The sequence below is a fragment of the Thermoleptolyngbya sichuanensis A183 genome (genome assembly GCF_013177315.1).
Lineage (GTDB): Bacteria > Cyanobacteriota > Cyanobacteriia > Elainellales > Elainellaceae > Thermoleptolyngbya > Thermoleptolyngbya sichuanensis.
This window is the reverse complement of the sequence record NZ_CP053661.1, coordinates 4890691-4910283: the sequence shown is the minus strand read 5'-3', so window position 1 is coordinate 4910283 and position 19593 is coordinate 4890691. Positions and strand designations below refer to the sequence as shown.

The following is a 19593-nucleotide window of genomic DNA, read 5'->3' as shown; positions in this document are numbered from 1 at the left end:
CCAAGATTCGCCACGCCTCCTGTCTTCCCTTCTACAATGGCTGGCGATATCTGTTGGAATTTGTTGGAATTCTTGCCATAGGGCAAGTGAAATAGGGCAAGTTGCTAGACGCAAACAACCAAAACCAGATGAAGCTATCCCAGCTCCGCATTCTCGTTGCCGTGGCGGAGCAGGGCAGTTTTAGCGAGGCAGCGCTGCACCTGGAAATGTCGCAGTCTGCCGTCAGTCATGCGATCGCCGCTCTAGAAAACTTTCTGGGTGTTGTATTGTTTAGCCGGGGGCGACATGGGGCACGGCTTACGCCAGTGGGCGAAGCAGTACTTGTCCATGCCCGCGAAATTGTGGTGCGGGCGGATGCGATCGCCCAGACAGCGGAAGAGGCCAGAGGCTTGAAACGGGGACAGGTGCGGGTTGCTTCTTTTCGCAGCGTTGCGACTAACCTGCTGCCGTCTGTGATTGCCCAATTTCACCAGCAGCACCCCAGCATCACCATCAACCTGTCGGAACACGACAACTATCCCCACGTCGAGCAGGCCCTCCGCGAAGGGCAGTCCGACGTGGGGTTTACGTTTATGCCCACCACCGAAGAGTTTGAAGTCTGGCGAGTCTTTCAGGATGAATTTATTGCGCTGCTGCCGTCTTCGTTTCAGCCTGCGGGTCCACAGCTAACCTGGGCAGAACTGTTGCAGCACTCGCTGATTATGCCGCCCAGAGATTACCTCATGATGCGCCCCGTCTACGACCATGCCAAAGCCTTGGGGCATTCGCTCAAGGCTGACTATGAGGTGGAAACCGATGCCACGATCGTCAGCCTTGTGGCGGAAGGCTTGGGTGCTGCGATCTTGCCGCGACTTGCTGCGGAACCTATTCCTGCGGGCGTGAAAACCTACAGCCTGCCTACGCCCCTAGAGCGATTGATCGGAGTCGTGACGCTGGCAAATGCCTTGCTGCCACCCAGTGTCTATGCGTTTCTGGACGTGCTGAAGAAACAGTAGCAGTCTTGATAACCGTCTGAACGTCACGAGACACCTGACCCGCTAGCAGGGTTCTGAAGGGTTCTGGCATCGCTATAGCCAGCGATTAGACGGTGGGATTAGACAGTGGGATCAGATGGTGGGGTCAGACAGTGAGATTAGACAGTGAGATTAGACGTTGGGATTAGAGAGTGGCATCAGACAGTGAGATTAGACATTGGGGAACTGGGTGTTTGGGAATATCGCGCTTCCAGCCAGACTCGCAAATCCGCCTCCGAAACGCAATTCACTGACTTTCCGGTTTTTGGATCATAGGCATTCCACAAAACATCCCCGTGCTCATCCCGCGATCGCCACACGCGCGGCTCATCCGATACATCCAGAGCGGCGATCGCCCTTTCCCACAGTCCGTTCAGCCTCGTATTCCAGTTGCGTTTGGCGGTTGCCGTCCGCTGAAAGATGCGCTCCAGAGTTTCAACATGGTGTCGATTTTGGTGCCAGTTCAGACGCGATTGGGATTCGGACTGAAATCGTTGCTGAGGGTTTGCCGGAAATTCTGATTGCCCGTGCCCTAATTGCCATTTCATAAGCATCTACCTCCTTTTTGATATCTCCAGTCTAAAAAACAGTATCTTAAGATACAAAAAGTAGGCTCCATAGCTTCCATGAATAGGTTTGATAGAGTCTCTGAAGGGCTAGAACCTGGATGAATGCGCTGAGGGATGGTGATAGGCTCGGTTCAGCCAGATATTGAAAACACGCCCCAGGCTTGAGACGGGTGAAAGCATGGACGACGCAACCAGCGCCAATGTAGCGGTTCAACCTGCCAACGCCAGTCTCTTGCTGTTGGGGACGGGCTGGTTTCCCAAAACGCCAGGGGGCATGGAGCGATATGTCTATGAGTTGGCAACTCAGCTCGCCAGGGGCGATCGCCTGGAGTTGGGCGGGGTCGGTCTACCCGACGGTTTAGAACGCGGCTCTCTTCGTTTGACGAATTTGTCTGAACCCGATCGCCCGTTGCCCCAACGGCTTTGGGAGGTGCGTCGTCGGTTTGCCCAGCGCACCAGGCAAGCCGATTTTTGGGACATCGACGCAGTAAACCTCCACTTTGCTCTCTATAGCTTGCCGCTGCTCGACCTACTGCCGCCAGATGTGCCTGTCACTTTTACCTTTCACGGGCCCTGGGCGCTCGAAAGCCGCCAGGAAGGAGCCAGCAAGCCAAGCGTGGTGCTAAAGCAATGGGTCGAGCAGCGCGTTTTTTCCCGGTGCGATCGCTTCTTGGTCTTGAGCAAAGCCTTTGGCGCGATCCTGCACGAGTCCTACAGCGTTCCCTGGAGCCAGATCCGCGTCGTTCCTGGCGGGGTAGACACGCACCACTTTGCCCCCACGCAGTCGCGTTCCGAGGCCCGGGCGGTGCTGGGCTGGCCGGGCGATCGCCCCATTCTGTTCACGACTCGCCGGCTGGTGCAGCGCATGGGGCTAGACCGTCTGCTGCAAGCGCTAGTCTCGGTAAAATCTGCCGTGCCAGAGGTATGGCTGGCGATCGCAGGCAAGGGCCCCCTCCGCCAAGCCCTAAAGCAGCAGGCAGATGAACTGGGGCTGCAAGACCACGTCCAGTTTCTCGGCTTTTTGCCCGAAGCAGACTTGCCCCTCGCCTATCAAGCGGCCGACCTGACCGTGATGCCCAGCCTGAGCCTAGAAGGATTCGGCCTGGTGCTGCTGGAGTCGCTTGCGTCTGGAACGCCTGCCCTCTGCACACCCGTCGGCGGAATGCCAGAAATTCTCACGCCTTTTTGCCCAGACCTTGTGACAGACTCGACCGAACCAGCAGCGATCGCCCAGCGGCTGATTGCGCTCCTGACGGGAGAATGCCCCTTACCCGGTCGCGGCCTCTGCCGCCAATATGCCGTTGACCAGTTTGACTGGCAGAGGATTGCGCGACAGGTGCGGCAAGTCTTGCTCCAGCCCAAGAAAATCCGGTAGAAGGTCTACCTGTCCTGTAGTATTTTTTGTTTAAGGAAACCCTATGAGGGATGACCGAGCAGACAGGAAGGGCGATCGCCTCCGTTTCGGCAAAGTCACCTAAGTAATATAGAACACGATACGGATCTCGCAGAGGCCCCCATGAGCAGGGTTCCACCCCAGAGCCAGCCGGGAATTTCGTAGCCTGGAATAGGATTCTCTAGCCATTTCTTTATTGCCCCTGCCCTCCGTAAAGACCCGAAAGTTTAAAGTGACAACTGTAACGCTGGGTGATGTTTATAGTGATGTTTACCCGGAGCGCTTTCTGGGAAAACTTGGAGAAATCCTAAGATTTTCGGGGAGCTTTATAGACTCAACCGTGGTCGTGCGGTTACCTCAGCTTGAAAGTCCATTTAGGCTAGAAAGTGGATACGCGCACGGGTCGGTTTCTTCAGTCAACTGGGGATGACACCCAAGGTTGATCTTGTGTTGATCCTGGGGCATTGCTCCAGTCTTGGAGGCACAGTGGCAGAGTGTGCAGGTCGCCGCGCTCACCACGCTCCCCTCTCGGCGAGGCTCCTCCGCTTCTTAACCGCCAAAGCTGAATCGATGGATGAAGCCAGACCCAGCAAACTATCGTAAGCAACGCAGGCAATAGGTGTCCAAGTCTCAGTTTTAGAGCGATGGCTTTGCCTCTACTGGCTTGCGGCTGGTTTCTGGTTAGATTGCCCAAATCTTCTGTTTTGTCAGTTGTTTATGATTAACCTCAACACCCTGACCGCCTTTCCTGCCGACTCACTAGAAACTGCTTCTGATCACGCTCTACAGCAGCGTTTGGGGCTTTATCGCGTGTTTCTCAAGCTCTACGAGCACAATCGCGAACTGCTCGATGAAATTCTTAATCTAGAAAACTCTGGCAATAAGTCGCTAACGGGCGTTGCGCTTCCCTACGTTCAAGGGCTTGTGCTGGGCGATCGCGTTCACCTTGTCACCAATTTGCTGAAAGGCGCAACCCAGTCACTGTCTCAGCCCCAAAACATTTGGACGATTGGGCGCGACTCTCGGCGCGTGGTGCTGCCGATTCAAGACAAGCGCCTCTCCCGCTGCCACGCCGCCATCGTGTATGACGAAGGGGGATTTCGCCTCGTTGATCTCAACAGCAGCAACGGTTCCTACCTCAACGGCGAACTGATCCGCCATTCTGTGCGCCTCAAAGATGGCGATCGCATTCGATTAGGCAGCCTTACCTTCTCGTTTTTTGTCTGCAATACGGCTCAGGTGTTGCCGCCTGTTTCTGAAGAACTGCTGTCGCAGGTGCGGGCGTTGTCGGCTGCGTCTGAACCCAAGCGGGCGATCGCCCATCCCACGGCCCCTAGCGCCAGCCAGCCCTCCCCGCTTTCCGCCTCCCCCATACAGCCTGCATTCTCGTCGCCCCTGACAAAGAATTGGGAAGAATCTGTGTCCGAAAGCGATTCAGAGACTTGTCTGCAAAGCCCGGAGGATGCGCTCCCTGCCCAAGTCAACCCGCTAGAAGATACGCTCATGTTTATGCGGTCTTCCCACTAGAACGAGTCGCGCATCGGACAAGTCGCGCCAGAGTTACTGACACCTGATAGAATAACTCCGTTGTTCAGCCTGTGTGTGATCGTTGAGCCAGTCGATCGACCTACCCAAAATTGATGACTTCCTACAGGAGCTAGCCACGATCCAGCAGACTGGATCGAAACGCATCGCCCTGTTGGGGTCGCGCCATGTTCCTATTACGCATCAGCATTTGATCGAGATGATGAGCTATGCGCTGGTGCTGGCAGGCAATCGCCTGCTGACCTCTGGCGCAACCGGAACCAATTCTGCGGCAATTCGGGGGGCCATGCGGGCCGACCCTAATTTGCTCACGGTGATCCTGCCCCAAAGTCTGGCTCGCCAGCCCCGCGAGTCGCGAGAGCAGCTAGAGCAGGTCATGCATCTGGTGGAAAATCCTGCTAATGACCCGCTTTCCTTAGCAGAAGCCAGTGCCCTGTGCAATCAGGAAATTATTTCGCGCTGTCAGCAGCTAATCTGCTTTGCGTTTCACGATAGCCATACGCTTCTGAAGACCTGTCGCGATGCCGAGGATCAGCGCAAGCTCGTGACGTTGTTTTATTTTGACTAGGTTTTTTCGACCAGGAGAAAGCAGCGTGATTGCAAGTTTGGAGCAGCTTCCTAGCCCTATGGTTCTGCTGTATGCCATTGTGGCGGCGGCGATCTTGGTCTATGTCCCGTTTGGGGCGGTGGCGCTGGGCCGGGTGCAGGCTGGCTATGACATGGCCGCCCCCCGTGCCCTGTTTGACAAGCTGCCCCCCTATGCACAGCGGGCGACCTGGGCCCATCAAAACTCTTTCGAGTCGTTCACGATCTTTTCGGCGGCTGCTCTGATGGCCTACGTCACGCAGCAGAGCGGCGGCTGGGTGAATCTGGCGGCGATCGCCTACGTCGCGGCACGGTTGTTTTATTCCATCTTTTACATTCAGAATATCCCCCTTGGGCGATCGCTCATGTTTGGCATCGGCAGCGCCAGCATCGCGACCCTGTTTCTCCTCAGCCTGATGAGTTTGAACGCCTGAACGCGCCTTTCAGAAAATCGCTAAGCGAAAACTTTAAACCAGCCTACAGCCCATTTGAAATTCATGATTTAGCTATGGCTTCAGCATTCTCCTTTGACATTGTGAGCGACTTCGATCGGCAGGAATTGGTAAATGCAATCGACCAAACTATGCGCGAGGTGCAAAGTCGCTATGACCTGAAAGATACCAACACCACGCTGGAGCTAGGCGAGTCGGCAATCACGGTCAACACCGACAGCGAGTTTACGCTGCAAGCGGTTCACACCATCCTGCAAACCAAGGCCGCCAAACGAAACCTCTCTCTTAAGATTTTTGATTATGGCAAGATCGAACCTGCCAGCGGCAACCGAGTCCGCCAGGAAATTAAGCTGCAAAAGGGCATCAGCGCTGAATTGGGCAAGCAAATCTCTAAGCTGATTCGAGACGAATTTAAAAAGGTGCAGGCTTCAATTCAAGGGGATGCAGTGCGGGTTTCTGCAAAGTCTAAGGATGAGTTGCAGGCGGTAATTCAGCGGCTCAAGCAGGAAGATTACCCTGTTGCCCTCCAGTTCACAAACTATCGCTAGGTTTGCAGGTGCTAGGCTCTTGCAGATTCGCTGCTACCCAGCTTTTGATCGCCTTTCTGATCTAACAGCTTCCGAACCCAGAGGGGTGCTTTTCTTGCAGATTCGCTGCTACCCAGCTTTTGATCGCTCCTGAAGCGCCCAAGGGCTAGTCCACAACTCGAAGGCGACCGTTTCGCAGTGCATCGAATAGGAGATTTATCTGAGTTTGTTCCTTTTCACTCAAAGAGGACTTAGACAAAAAGATCGCCATGAATCGCTTTTGATCTGCTCGCGTGATACGTCGATCTGCCAGAATATCGCGAATGAGTTGGTCAATTGACGTTTCCGAAGGAGAGGGTTGGGCCCCTGGTAGATGTATGGGCGCTTGCATATACTTAACGATTCAGTGCGTGTTCTTATACCCATAATCATCTGCGTAGCCTTCAGCGTAAACCGTGAATTCTGGCAATTTAATAGGGTTTTTAGACAGTCTTTAAGCTGTGATATGAAATCTTTCTATCGTATCAATTTGCTTGTCCTGGCACTTTTGCAGAAGTTTTGAGTTTATTCGAGTAAAACGTCATACTTCAGATAGAAATTAGCCCCGCAGCGCTGCCTGGCCTTACGCCTTCAGAAATACCAGAAATTGCTGTAGCCCCTGGTATCGGTCGCTGAGAAATCGCCGCCTGTTTCCAGCCCTGCAAGATGACTCTGCGCTTGCAGCAACAGCGTGGGGCGATCGCCCTGTTTTTCCCACAGCTTTACTGTCAGCTTGCCCTGGGTGGTGTCCTGGCAGGCAAAGACCATGCCCTGCGCCGTCGGCACACGGATGGGCGTGGGAGGGCGATCGCACGTCCCCAGCAGTTCCACCATATGACCTGCGTTTTCTGCCTGCATCTGCCAGTATCCCCAGGGCTGCACTCGCCAGCGCACGGTTCCATTCCAGGGCACAAACTCGTAGAACCGCCGCCGGTGGTGAATCCCCACCATGCCTACTGATTCCATCCAGCCCAGCACGCGCCGCCGCCCGCCGCCTGCCGTCAGCGTCAGATCCGCCTCGCTGTCAAACGCATTGCACTGAATCCAAAACCATTGCTGGGGGAAAGCCCCGCCCCAGTTTTTTTCTGCATAGGCGGGCGCTTGGCTAAAGCAGTAGCGGGTTCCGTTCCACTCCACCCAGCCCGTTGCCAGTCCGTGGGCCATTAAAATCTGCCAGCCCGGTTCAAAAATTTGGAACTGCGATAGCCAGCCTGCTGTGGACTGTTGGGGGCGATCGCAATTGCCCCAGCCATAGACGGGTTGAATGCTATAATACCAGCGAGCAGAATGCCGACCGGGTTCGCTGAGAATGCCCTGATGATATGTGGCAGTAAGCTGATAACCTTCACTTGAGAATAGACTAGAGTCTTCAGCCAAGACGGTTTGAGGATGCTTAGAGGAACTCGGAATGGAACAGTCAGAGGAATGCTCTGAGGAATCATTGGAGGAACCGCATTTATCCCCCTTAGGTTCCCTTGGGAAGAAGGGAAATCCGGCAGTCTGCTTATTCAGCTTATTCGAGGTGTGGGGGGATTGGCGCGAGTGGCGGAGGGCAAAGGCGTGGCGATCGCCCCAAAACAGGCGCACATCGGGAAACGTGCGGCAGAGGTACTCGTGGCGCGGGCCGAGGATTTGGGCTGTGCCGCCGCTGTAGGGCGTGCCACCCTGTGGGTCTTCGATGGAATACATAAAGGCGAAGCTTTCGCCCAACTCTGGCAGCGTCAGCCGCAGATACCAGCCCTCAAAAAAGCGGCTGCTTGCCCTCGTTCCGGGATGCCTCCAGTGATAACCGCTGTGGGGAGTTTGCAAACCCATCAAGCTCATTCCGCTGTGGCATCCAGGCAAAAGCTGCGGCACATGACCACGGGCGAATCGGGGCGGCGATACATGGGGCAGTCGAAGTTGGCGCAGGCGGTGCAGTCGGCTTCGGCGTGGATGGCGACGGGCTGCTGGGTGGTGTAGACGCTGATGCCCTGGCTGATGAAGCCCCGTGCCTCCAGTTCCGTGAGGCGATCGCCAATGATCAGCGCCTTTTGGATGCCCATCTGGTGCCGAAATAAGTTAATCCGCTCGATGGTGCGTCGGAAGGTCTGGGCGGGGGTTTTGATTTCCACCAGCACTTTTTGACCCTGCGTGCTAAAGGAGGGCGGCTTGTCCTGGGCAAAGTGGTCGCGATATTGCAGCGTGAAGGTTCCGTCGGGATAGCGCAGCGGCCGCATCAGCCGCAAAAAAGGCACGGTAAAATGCCCCACCTCATCCAGCGCATACCACCAGGACTTGTGCCATGCTTCATTGGGTAAGTTAATGATTTCGTCTACCTGCTTGGGGGGAAAGCCTGCGTGAGAGAGGCGGGCGATCGCCTGTGCCAGCGTCAGGTTGTTGCCCAGAGTGTGCAGTTCCGATTCGCAGCGAGTCAGCTTGGCGTATTCTCGATCCAGCTTTTTGGGGTCAATATTGGCGGCAACTTGGCGGCTGATTTCTTCCGGCGAGCTAGCCAGCACGCAGGTAATATCTTCAAAACTGAGAATGCCGTCAATCGCCTGCCGTGAATCGACGGGCACGCCCACCTGCGACGACACCGAGCCGAGGCGATGGGGCTGGGCGATGGGCGGTGTGCAGCGGATCAGCAGCGATTTTAGGGTAGACTCATCGGCGATCGCCAGCGCAATTTGCAACTGGTCGCGGGCGGCGGTCGCGCTGTGGGTGGGCGGCAGGGGATGAGTCAGGGCGGAGGCCGTCATAGTGCAAAACCCTAACTAAGGAGCAAGTTTGGGGGAGCAAGTTTGGGGGAGCGAGTTTGGGGAACCAAGTCGGTTCTGGGATTCCCCCTCGTTTGACCTCCATTGTGCGGGCTTTTGGAAATCCGGCAACGGTTTCTCACTTTCTTTTAACGCAAGGCGACCCAACGTAACGCCACGTTGCAAACTGCATGACAAAGCTTTACAGAGCATTACAGAGTTTGTGGCTCTTTAAAGCTTGATGCCAAGCCGTATCGAACTTCGATCAAACTTCAATCCACTTCAATCCAACCGGAAACATATCCCATACGGTTGCCCGTCAAGCCGTGAATTGCCGTGAGTTGATGTTGTGAATTGATGTCGATAGAGACTCGATGTGCGATCGCCCAGCGTCTCCGGATGTATCTCCGGGGCGTATCCCACTTTTGTAACCTTTACCCTAAATCTCTCTCCCAAAGCTGGAGAGGGACTTCCAATCCGGCTCCCCTTCTCCTTTTTTGGGAGAAGGGGCTGGGGGATGAGGGCAAACTCGCATATCTGGGATGCGCTCTATCTCCTGGCATATAAGGATGATCCTAAGCATTGTATCCATACCCTCGACCTCTCCAGGTATCCATACCCTCGACCTCTCCAGGCATTGCATACTTTTTCAGGGCCATATCGCCGGAAAAGTAACTGTGTTTAAGAATACTTTTAAGAATCTTTCCTGAAGAAATATAAAAATATCTATCTTTGGGAATAGCATCATGATAACTTGACATTCAGGATCGCATTTTCAGAGTAAGCATCCTGCTTCGCGATATTCAATTCAGCCAGCTATGCCTCTGCTCCAGGTTTCCTTTGCTCCAGATTTCTCTTGGGTTACGTGTTGAGCTGTAATCTTGGGCATCTAAGTTGAACGGCTACGGTTTCACTCCTCAGTAGTTTGAGGAGCAATCATGGCTTTTTGTTAGGCTTGCATAATCGAATAACTTTTGCCTGATTACTGCTGAGTAAGCTTTTGAGAAGCCTCTCCAAAAGCTCGATCTGCAATTCGAGAACCGTCATCGCAAGTAAGTAAGTTCTGCTCAATGCTTGAGTTCGTTTTTGACCGCCTCCTTATCCAGAAGGAGGTCAGGTTTTACCGTGTTTGAACCACACTTTAGGAGCTGAATTAAGATGGCTACTTTCAACGGAACGATTAATGCTGAAGTCATTTTCGGCACGGATGCAGGCGATGTGATTAATGGGAACGGCAGCCTTGGGGGGTACGATCAATTGTTTGGCAACAGCGGCAACGATACCATTTCTGGCAGTGCCGATGAAGAAGACATCTACGGCGGCGAGGGAGACGACGTTATCTACGGCAATGGCGCAGTGAACAACACAGAGCCAAGCAGTTTTAACGGGGTTGCTGCCTACGATATCCTGCACGGAGACGGTGGCAATGACAAAATCTACGGTGGTGCCGGAACCGACTCTATTCGGGGGGGCACTGGTAATGACACAATTTACGGCAACGGTGGCCTTGACGTGCTGTGGGGAGATGATGGGGATGACCTGATCTACGGCGGCTCTCAGAGGGATCAGATCTTCGGCGGCAATGGTAAAGACACAATCTATGGCAATGGAGGCAGCGACCTGATTGATGGTGGAGCAGGTGCAGACGTGATCTGGCTGGGCAGCGGGGATGCAACGGTCGTCCTCACCGCTGGCCAGGGGCCCGATACGATCAACAACTTCCAACTAGGCAAGACCAAGTTTGATGTGGGTAATATCGGCGCTCTGAGCTTCCAGAACGTTGCAGGTGGTGCCCAGATTAAAGAGGGGGCTAACGTGCTGGGGGTTGTGAGTTGGACGCAGGCTAGCGTTCTACAAAGCAACGTCGGCAGCATCTTTGTTTAGGCTTAAATTAGCTTTCCCTAGAAACTATAAATGGCTTGAACGAGTCCGTTTGACTTGTTTAGGACTTACGCAATTGGACAATTTCTCGCGGGCTACGCTCGGGAGAAATTGTCTAAAACCCAGAAAACTGATCGTAAGTGCGTAAGTTCTGCTGTTTTCTTAGGTTTTTGGATGGAGTTGGGTTAGTGTCCTTAGTTTTTCGCCACCTCGATCTGGCAACTGCTGAAACCCTTACAGCATGGTTGTTCTTGATTGGTCATTTTGAGGGTGGCGAATAAATCGGGACACTAACGAGTTGGCAATCGGTTTAACTCATCTCTAGACTGACGTATAGCAATTTCTAGCCTAGTGAGGCGTATTTTGATATAATCTATTCAGTGAATTTACTTTACCCTTAACTCAAATGCGACCCTACTCACTAGATCTTAGACAAAAAATTATTGATGTCTACATTGAAGGGAATACGTCGCAACGTCAAATCGCTCAACAATTTCGAGTTGCTTACAGTTTCGTGCGAAAGCTGATCAAACAATATCGGGAAACAGGTGAGATTGCCCCCAAACGCCGCACTGAGCAAACGCCAACCAAATTAAGTAATGAGCAACTAGAGATCCTAAAAACGATTGCTGAATCAAATCATGACGCGACATTGGCAGAGTTGTGTGACTTGCTGGAACAAAGGGTCGGTGTTTGGATTGGCGTTTCGACGATGTTTCGTATGTTAGAGAAACTGAACTTAACCCTTAAAAAAAACGCTGTATCCCGACAAAAAGGAAACTGAACGGGTGCAAATCGAACGAGTCAAATTTTGGCAACTGGTTCGAGGATTCCTGGCTCAAGACTTAATCTTTATTGACGAATCAGGAGTGAACCTGGCTTTGGCTCGACTCCGGGCACGTGCCCCGAAAGGAAAACGAGCCCATGGTAAGCGTCCCAGCAAACGAGGGAAACGGGTCTCGATTCTTGGTGCAATTAGCCTTAAAAAGGTAATTACCTATTCCAATCTCATCGGTTCAGTCGATGGACTTACCTTTGAAGCCTTCATTTCCCAGAGACTCGTTCCTAAGTTGTGGAAAGGGGCATGTGTCATCATGGATAACTGCGGGTGCATCCCAGTTATGCAATGAGTAGAAGTGCTTAGTGCAGATTAAGGGCAGACGCCGTAGGCTCAGAGCAGTTGCTCTAAGGATAGTTGAAGCGATGGATGCCACCAAGGAAGCCCAAATCAAAGCCCATGCACTGGCGTTAGCGGAGTTGCTTTACGACGAGACAGACCCTGAACAAGTCAAAACATTGGCCGGGATCGAAGTCGCCGTTCGTGACCACCTACTGGAGTATGTGGGGCCTGAGATCGGAAATTTTTTATCTGCACAAGCAGCGGCACAAGCTCTGGGCGAAAGCGGCACATCCAGAGTATCGTCGGACGCTTAAGTCTGAGTCAGCGCCAGAGCCAGCGGCTTAAGGTCAAGGCCCGCACCCAGTGGAGTCCTCAGGTTGAGACGTGCTGCTTGCTGCTGAGTGCCAACGAAGCCTATGCGCGAGCTGCCGACGATATCGCTGTGCTCACCGGGGTGTGCGTGTCAGGGAGTACCCAGCAACGGCTGGTGCATCGTCAAGACCTAGAGCCACCAGCGGTGGACAGCGGGGTTAAGGAAATGAGCTTAGACGGGGGCAAAGTCCGTCTGCGGACTCCTCAGGGGCAGCCCTGCCAGTGGCGCGATTACAAGGGGGTAAACCTGCATCAGTGCAGCATTAGCGCCTTCTACAAAGACAACGACAGCTTGGTCAACTGGCTCAACCAGCAGCCCTTAGCGCATCCCCTCGTTTGTCTTGGGGATGGTCACGACGGCATCTGGAACCTGTTTTCACAGATCGGGCATCGCAGCGAGCGCCTTGAGATCTTGGACTGGTACCACCTGATGGAGAATTTGGGTAACGTGGGTGGGTCTCAACAGCGTCTTGATGCCGTCGAAGCCTGCTTGTGGCAAGGGGATGTGGATGGGGCGGTTAGGCTATTCGACGACTGGTCCCATGAGCGGGTAGACCAGTTTATCGGCTATCTGGCTAAGCATCGGCTCCGTATCGTTAACTACAGCTACTACCAAGCTGAGGGGATTTCAATTGGCTCGGGTGCCGTGGAGTCGACTATCAAGCAAATTGGTAGGCGGGTGAAAATTTCAGGCGCTCAGTGGAAGGAAGACAACGTTCCACAAGTCCTTCGCCATCGCTGCGCTTATCTCAATGGTCAATTCTCATCCTGAGTCTTGTAAGACTGGGATGCACCCGATAACTGCTCGATTCATCTTGGTGAAGAAGTTAGGAGGTTGATTGAGGATGCAGGTGCTAAACTGATGTTTCTACCGCCGTACTCGCCGGACTTTTCACCCATCGAGAATTGCTTTTCAAAGATTAAGAGTATTCTGCGCTCCCTTGGGGCACGGAGCTATCTTGATCTAGACAAAGCCATTGAGGAGTCCTTCTCCCAAGTGTCATTGAATGACCTACAGAATTGGTTCTCCCATTGCTGTTACTATGCCTCGCCAGAATGAAAAACGCTATATAACTTACGTATAAATGATGGGGTTTGCAGATCTTTCAATGACTTCTCGGAGACTTTTTGGTGAGAAGTTGGTGATGAATTGATGAGAACTTACTGAGCTGCGTAAGCACTATCACGGATGAGGGTTATGGACTGCTGCACAGTCAGTTTGTATCCCTCGTTTTTTTGTCCTATTTTTTCTCCTGATGAAGTGGCTGCCTGCGATGCAATAGGCGAGATAGCGGATGCTTATTGTCGATTATTCATCTAGCAAAATCTGTTAAGTCCCTGGTTGAAACGGGCACTCTAGCCACAGCGAGTGTATCCCACTTTTGTAGCCCTCACCCTAAATCCCTCTCCCGCTTTGGGAGAGGGACTTCCAATCCGGCTCCCCTTCTCCTGCTCTGGGAGAAGGGGCTGGGGGATGAGGGCAAACTTGCAGAACTGGGATGCGCCCAGCCACAGCATTGTTGCAGGGGGTAATGGGAAAAGGATGTAGGGGGTTGCTCGCAACGCTGGTGCGAATGGGGTTGAAATTAATCTGACTCGGATTTGCAGGCTTTTTGGGCAGACTTTCTGATATCGCTTTACCTTTCCCCTCAACTATGACGAGGGGTCTTTCTTCCGCTGACGCTCAGCCATAAAAAACTAGAGTATCCATGCACGGAACGATTGAGATTTTAGGTTATCAGTCTCTAGACTTGGTTCACGAAGGCGTGAATACGGTGCTGTATCGGGCGGTTTCCCAGATTACCCAGCAGCCGTTCATTCTCAAGGTGTTGCGGGCGGAGCATCCTACCCTGGAGCAGATTACCCGGCTAAAGCACGAGTATCAGGTGGCGGCTAATCTCGATTTGCCCGGTGTGGTGCGGGTATACGGGCTGGAAACGCATGGGCATCGGGCCGTGCTGGTGTTGGAGGACTTTGGGGGGCGATCGCTCAAGCAGGTTTTGGCCAACCGCAAGTGCAAGATCCTCGATCCGGCGCGGGTGTTGAATATCGCGATTCAGTTGACTCAAGCGCTGGCCTCGCTTCAGCAGGCTCGCATTATTCACAAAGACATTAAGCCTTCTAACATCCTCCTCAACGAGGAAACAGGTGAAGTAAAGCTCACGGACTTTAGCATTGCCTCGCGCTTGGGCGAAGAGCTGACCCTGCCGCAGGAGCTAAACCAGCTTGAGGGAACGCTGGTCTATATGTCGCCGGAGCAGACGGGGCGGATGAACCGGACGCTGGACTATCGCAGCGACTTCTATTCCCTGGGCATTACGCTGTACGAACTGCTGACGGGGCGGCTGCCGTTTCGAGGAGACGACCCGCTGGAACTGGTGCATTGCCACATCGCCAAAGCGCCGCCGCCGCTGCGGAGTTTGAACCCGGACGTGCCGGGGGCGATCGCCGCCATTGTTCACAAGCTCATGGCCAAAAATGCGGAAGATCGCTACCAGAGCGCGGCGGGGCTGCTAGCTGACTTGGAGCGATGCCGCGATGCTCTGATGGAGAGCAAGACGATTCCTGACTTTACGCCCGGAGAGCGCGATCGCTCGTCCCAACTGCTGATTCCCAAAACCCTCTACGGCCGCGAGTCGGAGGTGGCGGCGCTGCTGGCGGCGTTTGATCGGGTGGCGGCCAATACCAGCCCGCTGCTGACGCTGGGCGGCGAGGCAAGCGGCCGCGGCGAACTGATGCTAGTGTCGGGCTATTCGGGGATTGGCAAATCTTCTCTGGTTAACGAAATCCACAAGCCCGTTGTGCGGCAGCGGGGCTACTTTATTAGCGGCAAGTTTGACCAGTACAAGCGGAATGTGCCCTATGCCTCGATTATTCAGGCGTTTCAATCCCTGACGCAGCAAGTGCTGACGGAAAGTGGCGATCGCCTAGAGATCTGGCGCGAAAAGCTGCTCGATGCGCTAGGCTCCAATGGGCAAGTGCTAATTGACGTGATTCCCCAGATGGAGTTAATTCTGGGTTCCCAGCCGCCCGTACCCGAACTGGGCGCAACGGAAGCACAGAACCGCTTTCTCCAGGTGTTTCAATCGCTGGTGGGGGTCTTTGCCCAGCCGACTCATCCGCTGGTGCTGTTTCTGGACGATTTGCAGTGGGCCGATTCGGCCTCGCTAAAGCTGATTCAGGCGTTGATGTCCAACCCAGATAGCCGCCACTTGCTGATGATTGGCGCATATCGGGATAATGAGGTCAGCCCGGTTCACCCGCTGATGAAGACCGTGGAGGAAATTCAGCAGGCGGGCGGCGTGGTGACCCCAATCGTGCTGAAGCCGCTACCGCTGGAGTCTGTGCAACGGCTGGTGCAAGACGCGCTAACGGGCAAGCGGGCCTCTCGGAGCCGGAGAGCCGAAGAACAGCCCTCAGAATACTTGTACCCGCTGGCAGAAATGCTGTTTGCCAAAACTCAGGGCAATCCCTTCTTTTTGACGCAACTGCTGAAGACGCTGTATCAGGAGAAACTGCTCACCTTTGATTTTGCCACGGGGGGTTGGCGGTGGGATGTGCAGGCGATTCAAGAGACGGGCATTGCCGACCTGTCGGTGGTGGATCTGGTGGCGGGTAATTTGGTGAAGCTGCCGCCAGAGACGCAGACCGTGCTGAAGCTGGCGGCCTGTGTGGGCGATCGCTTTACGCTGCCAACGCTAGTGGCGATCAGCGGACTCAGCCTGTCGGCGCTGGCACGGGCCTTGCAACCTGCGCTAGAGGAGCGGTTTATCTTGCCCCTCAGCCAGGATTACAAAATTCCCCTGCTGTTTTCTGAAGAGGAGTTGGGTCAATTCCTGGCTGACACCGCCCAAACGGGAGGCCAGCAGCCCTTTACCTACCGCTTTTTGCATGACCGGGTGCAGCAGGCGGCCTATTCGCTGATCGCTGAGGGCGATCGCCCGGCCACGCACCTGCAAATCGGTCGGCTGCTGCTGCAAACGATTCCCGCTGCGGATCGCGCCACGGGCCAGTTTGAAGGGCTATTTGAAATCGTCAACGCGCTGAACTATGGGACTGACCTGATTAACGAGCCGCAGGAGCGGATAGAACTGGTGCGGCTGAACCTGGCGGCGGGGCGGCGGGCCAAGGCAGCGGCGGCTTATGAAACAGCGGACAACTTTTTACGACAGGGGCGATCGCTCCTCCCCGAAAACGCCTGGACCGCGCACTATGACCTGACGCTGGCCCTCCATGCCGAAGCGGCCCAGGCGGCTTACTTGGTGACGCGGTATGACGAAGCCGAGGCGATCGCCAATACCCTAGAGCAACAGGCCGCCAGTGTTCTTGATGCGGTGCAGTCCTACGAGCTAAAGATCCAGATTTACATTGCCCAACTGCAAATGTGGCGATCGCTCACGGCTGCCTTCGACGGGCTGATGCTGCTGGGCTTTACCATCGCCAGCCCGCTGAACCACGATCATTTCCAAATTTCCCTGCCTGCGCTGGATGGGCTGGATGCCGTACCCGAACTGACCGATCCCGAAAAGCTTGCAGCCTTGAGGATCTTGAACGCGGTGACGGGCACAGCGTATCAAACTCAGCCAGAGGTGTTTCGCTGGGTTGCCACTACGCAGCTTGAACTCTGTGTCCGTTATGGACATTCGCCCTTAGCCGCCCCCAGCTACGCCACCTACGCCTGGTATTGCAGTACGATTCCTGCCGCAGACCGCGCCTACGAGGCGGGGCAAATTGCCATGAAGCTGCTGGAGCGCTATCAGTGTCGCGAGTGGCAATGCAGCATTGTGCAACTGTTTGAGTGCTTCGTACGGCACCACAAGGAACACATCCGAAATACCTTTGTGCCGCTGGTAGACGGCATCCACGTCGGGCTGGAAACGGGCGACCTGGGCTATGTCAGCTATTCGATCATGAACTATTGCGATCACCGATTTTTTAGCGGCGAGGTGCTGGAAAGTCACTACGAAAACCAGGTGCAGTATGGAGCGCTGCTGCTTCAGCTCAAGCAGCATTTTCAACTCTCTGCGGCTCGCATGTGGCAACAGGTAACGCTCAACCTGCTGGGACGATCGGACAATCCCACGCTGCTGGTGGGTGAGGCGTTTGATGAAATTGAGATGCTGCCCCGCTGGGAAGAGTCGCAAAATTTCCAGGCGCTCTTTGTGTTTCACCTGGCCAAGCTGATGCTGCACTACTGGTTTGGCGAATATGAGGCGGCGATCGCCTTTGCCAAGCGCGGGGAATCATACGCGGGCTGCGGCGCGGGGCTGATGGCCACGCCCGTCTACTGGTTCTACTACGGGCTGGCGCTGCTGGCTGCCTATCCCCACGGCACGCCCGCCCAACAAGCGGAGTGGATGCCGCAGGTGCTCACCTGCCAGACGACCGTGCAGCAGTGGGCCGCGTCTGCGCCGATGAACCACCAGCACAAGGCCGACCTGCTGGCAGCGGAGTTGGCCCAGATTCGGGGCGATCGCCAGACGGCGATGGATTGCTACGATCGCGCCATTGCCCGCGCCACCGAAGAGGGCTTTATTCACGAAGCGGCTGTGGCCTGCGAACGGGCTGCCCAGTTTTACGCGGCGTTGGGCAAGCCCCGCATTTCCCAGAATTATCTCATCGATGCCTACTACGGCTATATCCAGTGGGGGGCGATCGCCAAAGTTCATGCGCTCACTGCCGAGCATCCTCTGCTACTCCAGCAGGACGAAGCCAGCAGCGCTCCAGCCGTCGATGCCACCATCACCGCTACTGCGACCACCACCTGCTCCACCCGCAGCACCAGCAGCCAGCGCGATTCCCTCGATTTGTCTACGGTGATGAAAGCCGCCGAGGCGATCGCCAGCGAACTGCATCTCGACGCGCTGCTCAGCCGCATTCTCTCGATCATCCTGGAAAATGCAGGCGCACAAAAGGGCTGCCTGATTTTGGAAAAGGCGGGTCAGTTGCGAATCGAGGCGATCGACACAAACCCAGACCAGATGGCTGTGGTGCTGCAATCGACCCCGCTGGAGGGCAGCCGCGATGTGCCCGTGTCGATGATCCACTTGGTATGGCGAACGCAGCAGCCGCTGGTGCTGTCAGATGCAGCCAACGATGCGCGATTTGAGGGCGATCGCTATCTCCAGCAGCACCAGCCCAAGTCTGTCCTATGTGCCCCGATTCTCTATCAGGGCAAGCGGACGGGCGTGGTGTATCTGGAAAACCCGCTGACGGCCAACGCCTTTCCACCGTCGCGGCTAGAACTACTGAAACTGCTGACGACCCAAGCGGCGATCGCCCTAGAAAATGCTCAACTCTACGCCCGCGAACAGGACAAATCCCAGTGCCTCCAAGACTCGCTGCAAAAGCTCCAGCAAACCCAGGCGCAACTCGTGCAAACTGAAAAAATCTCCCAACTGGGGCAACTAGTGGCCGGGGTCGCCCACGAGGTCAACAATCCCGTCAGCTTTATCGCAGGCAACCTGGCCCACGCCACCCGCTATATCGAAGATCTGGTGGAACATCTAACCCTGTATCAGCAGCACTACGCCCCACCTATCGCGGCGATTCAAGACCACGCTGAGGAGATAGACCTGGAATTTTTGCTCGATGATCTGCCCAAAATGGTGAACTCCATGAAGCTAGGCACGGATCGCATTCGGGATATCATGCAATCGCTGCGAACCTACTCCCGCGCCGACGGCAGCGAAAAGCGCCCCGCCGATCTGCACGCAGGTCTAGACACCACGCTGCTCATCCTGTCCCATCGGCTCAAGGCAAAGCCAGATCGCCCCGCCATCCGCATCATCAAGAACTACGGCACGCTGCCGCCCGTCGAGTGCTACAGCGGGCAAATCAACCAGGTGTTTATGAACCTGATTGCCAACGCCATCGACGCGATGGAAGAGGGCAACGCCGGGAAATCTCTCTCGGAGCTAGAGCAACACCCCAATACGATTACGATTTCCACAACCGCCACCGACCATGCCGTCACAATCCGCATCGCCGACAATGGGCCGGGCATGAGCGAAGCCGTCCGGCAAAAGCTGTTTGATGCCTTTTTCACCACCAAGCCAGAGGGCAAGGGAACCGGACTGGGGCTATCCATCAGCTACCAGATCGTGGCAGAAAATCATGGCGGAACCCTAGAATGCCACAGTTCGCCAGGTCAGGGCGCAGAGTTTGTGGTGCAAATTCCAGTTCAGTCTGGGGTGTCTGCCCAAGTTCTGGTTAGCTCCTAGATCTGGCTTTCTGGAGGAGGGGCTGAAACGGCGGCTATCGTAGAAAATCCCCCACTGCTGTTGCAGTTGCAAGCCTGCAATTTCCTAAGCATGTATCAAGCCCCTTACAAGCCCTACACAGACCCCACATAAAACC

The 19593-nt window shown here is 54.9% G+C and carries 14 protein-coding genes and 1 pseudogene; 12 read left to right on the top strand and 3 right to left on the bottom strand.

Annotated elements, in window-relative coordinates:
• Positions 1-128 precede the first annotated feature (128 nt).
• On the top strand, positions 129-995 hold the full coding sequence (locus HPC62_RS20295; protein ID WP_172358254.1) for a LysR family transcriptional regulator: 867 nt from the start codon (positions 129-131) through the stop codon (positions 993-995).
• Positions 996-1171: 176 nt separating this feature from the next.
• Here the strand turns inward: HPC62_RS20295 and HPC62_RS20290 are convergent, their stop codons facing one another.
• Positions 1172-1561 (bottom strand): hypothetical protein, encoded by a 390-nt coding sequence (locus HPC62_RS20290; protein ID WP_172358253.1) that lies wholly within the window; start codon positions 1559-1561, stop codon positions 1172-1174.
• Between the two features lie 199 nt (positions 1562-1760).
• Here HPC62_RS20290 and HPC62_RS20285 point away from each other — a divergent pair, with 199 nt between their 5' ends.
• The 5 genes from HPC62_RS20285 (at position 1761) to HPC62_RS20265 (ending at position 6105) form a co-directional block, all read left to right on the top strand.
• Positions 1761-2957 carry a glycosyltransferase family 4 protein gene (locus HPC62_RS20285; protein WP_172358252.1) on the top strand — a complete coding sequence of 399 codons (1197 nt, stop codon included), beginning with the start codon at positions 1761-1763 and terminating at the stop codon, positions 2955-2957.
• A 735-nt stretch (positions 2958-3692) separates the two neighbouring features.
• Complete coding sequence (locus HPC62_RS20280) at positions 3693-4502, top strand: FHA domain-containing protein (protein ID WP_172358251.1); 810 nt, start codon at positions 3693-3695, stop codon at positions 4500-4502.
• A gap of 82 nt (positions 4503-4584) precedes the next feature.
• Complete coding sequence (locus HPC62_RS20275; protein WP_172358250.1) at positions 4585-5088, top strand: DNA recombination-mediator protein A; 504 nt, start codon at positions 4585-4587, stop codon at positions 5086-5088.
• A gap of 58 nt (positions 5089-5146) precedes the next feature.
• Positions 5147-5539, top strand: a complete 393-nt coding sequence (locus tag HPC62_RS20270) for an MAPEG family protein (protein WP_172359083.1) — start codon at positions 5147-5149, stop codon at positions 5537-5539.
• A 74-nt stretch (positions 5540-5613) separates the two neighbouring features.
• Complete coding sequence (locus HPC62_RS20265) at positions 5614-6105, top strand: YajQ family cyclic di-GMP-binding protein (RefSeq protein WP_172358249.1); 492 nt, start codon at positions 5614-5616, stop codon at positions 6103-6105.
• 609 nt (positions 6106-6714) lie between these two features.
• On the opposite strand, the gene HPC62_RS20260 is transcribed toward HPC62_RS20265, so the two are convergent.
• Both HPC62_RS20260 and HPC62_RS20255 read right to left on the bottom strand, forming a co-directional pair.
• The gene (locus tag HPC62_RS20260; protein ID WP_225906815.1) at positions 6715-7938 is read right to left on the bottom strand and encodes a tocopherol cyclase family protein; all 1224 of its coding nucleotides are present in this window, start codon (positions 7936-7938) and stop codon (positions 6715-6717) included.
• 5 nt (positions 7939-7943) lie between these two features.
• Positions 7944-8864: a hypothetical protein gene (locus HPC62_RS20255; protein WP_172358247.1), complete on the bottom strand. Its 921-nt coding sequence runs from the start codon at positions 8862-8864 to the stop codon at positions 7944-7946.
• A gap of 1155 nt (positions 8865-10019) precedes the next feature.
• Between HPC62_RS20255 and HPC62_RS20250 the strand changes: the two genes are divergently transcribed.
• The 6 genes and pseudogenes from HPC62_RS20250 to HPC62_RS20225 all read left to right on the top strand — a co-directional run bounded on the left by HPC62_RS20250 (position 10020) and on the right by HPC62_RS20225 (position 19457).
• On the top strand, positions 10020-10745 hold the full coding sequence (locus tag HPC62_RS20250; protein ID WP_172358246.1) for a calcium-binding protein: 726 nt from the start codon (positions 10020-10022) through the stop codon (positions 10743-10745).
• Positions 10746-11148: 403 nt separating this feature from the next.
• Positions 11149-11526 (top strand): helix-turn-helix domain-containing protein, encoded by a 378-nt coding sequence (locus tag HPC62_RS20245; RefSeq protein ID WP_172353945.1) that lies wholly within the window; start codon positions 11149-11151, stop codon positions 11524-11526.
• Positions 11527-11530: 4 nt separating this feature from the next.
• The gene (locus tag HPC62_RS24335) at positions 11531-11872 is read left to right on the top strand and encodes a transposase (protein WP_172358245.1); all 342 of its coding nucleotides are present in this window, start codon (positions 11531-11533) and stop codon (positions 11870-11872) included.
• Between the two features lie 73 nt (positions 11873-11945).
• Positions 11946-13006 (top strand): ISKra4 family transposase gene (locus HPC62_RS20235; RefSeq protein WP_172353248.1). Its coding sequence is split into 2 segments (ribosomal slippage): positions 11946-12102 and positions 12102-13006, totalling 1062 coding nucleotides; the frame shifts between segments, so codons are not numbered across the junction.
• 54 nt (positions 13007-13060) lie between these two features.
• A pseudogene (locus tag HPC62_RS24020) lies at positions 13061-13294 on the top strand (transposase); the annotation flags it as partial.
• Between the two features lie 649 nt (positions 13295-13943).
• Positions 13944-19457 carry a trifunctional serine/threonine-protein kinase/ATP-binding protein/sensor histidine kinase gene (locus HPC62_RS20225; protein ID WP_172358244.1) on the top strand — a complete coding sequence of 1838 codons (5514 nt, stop codon included), beginning with the start codon at positions 13944-13946 and terminating at the stop codon, positions 19455-19457.
• Positions 19458-19593 lie beyond the last annotated feature (136 nt).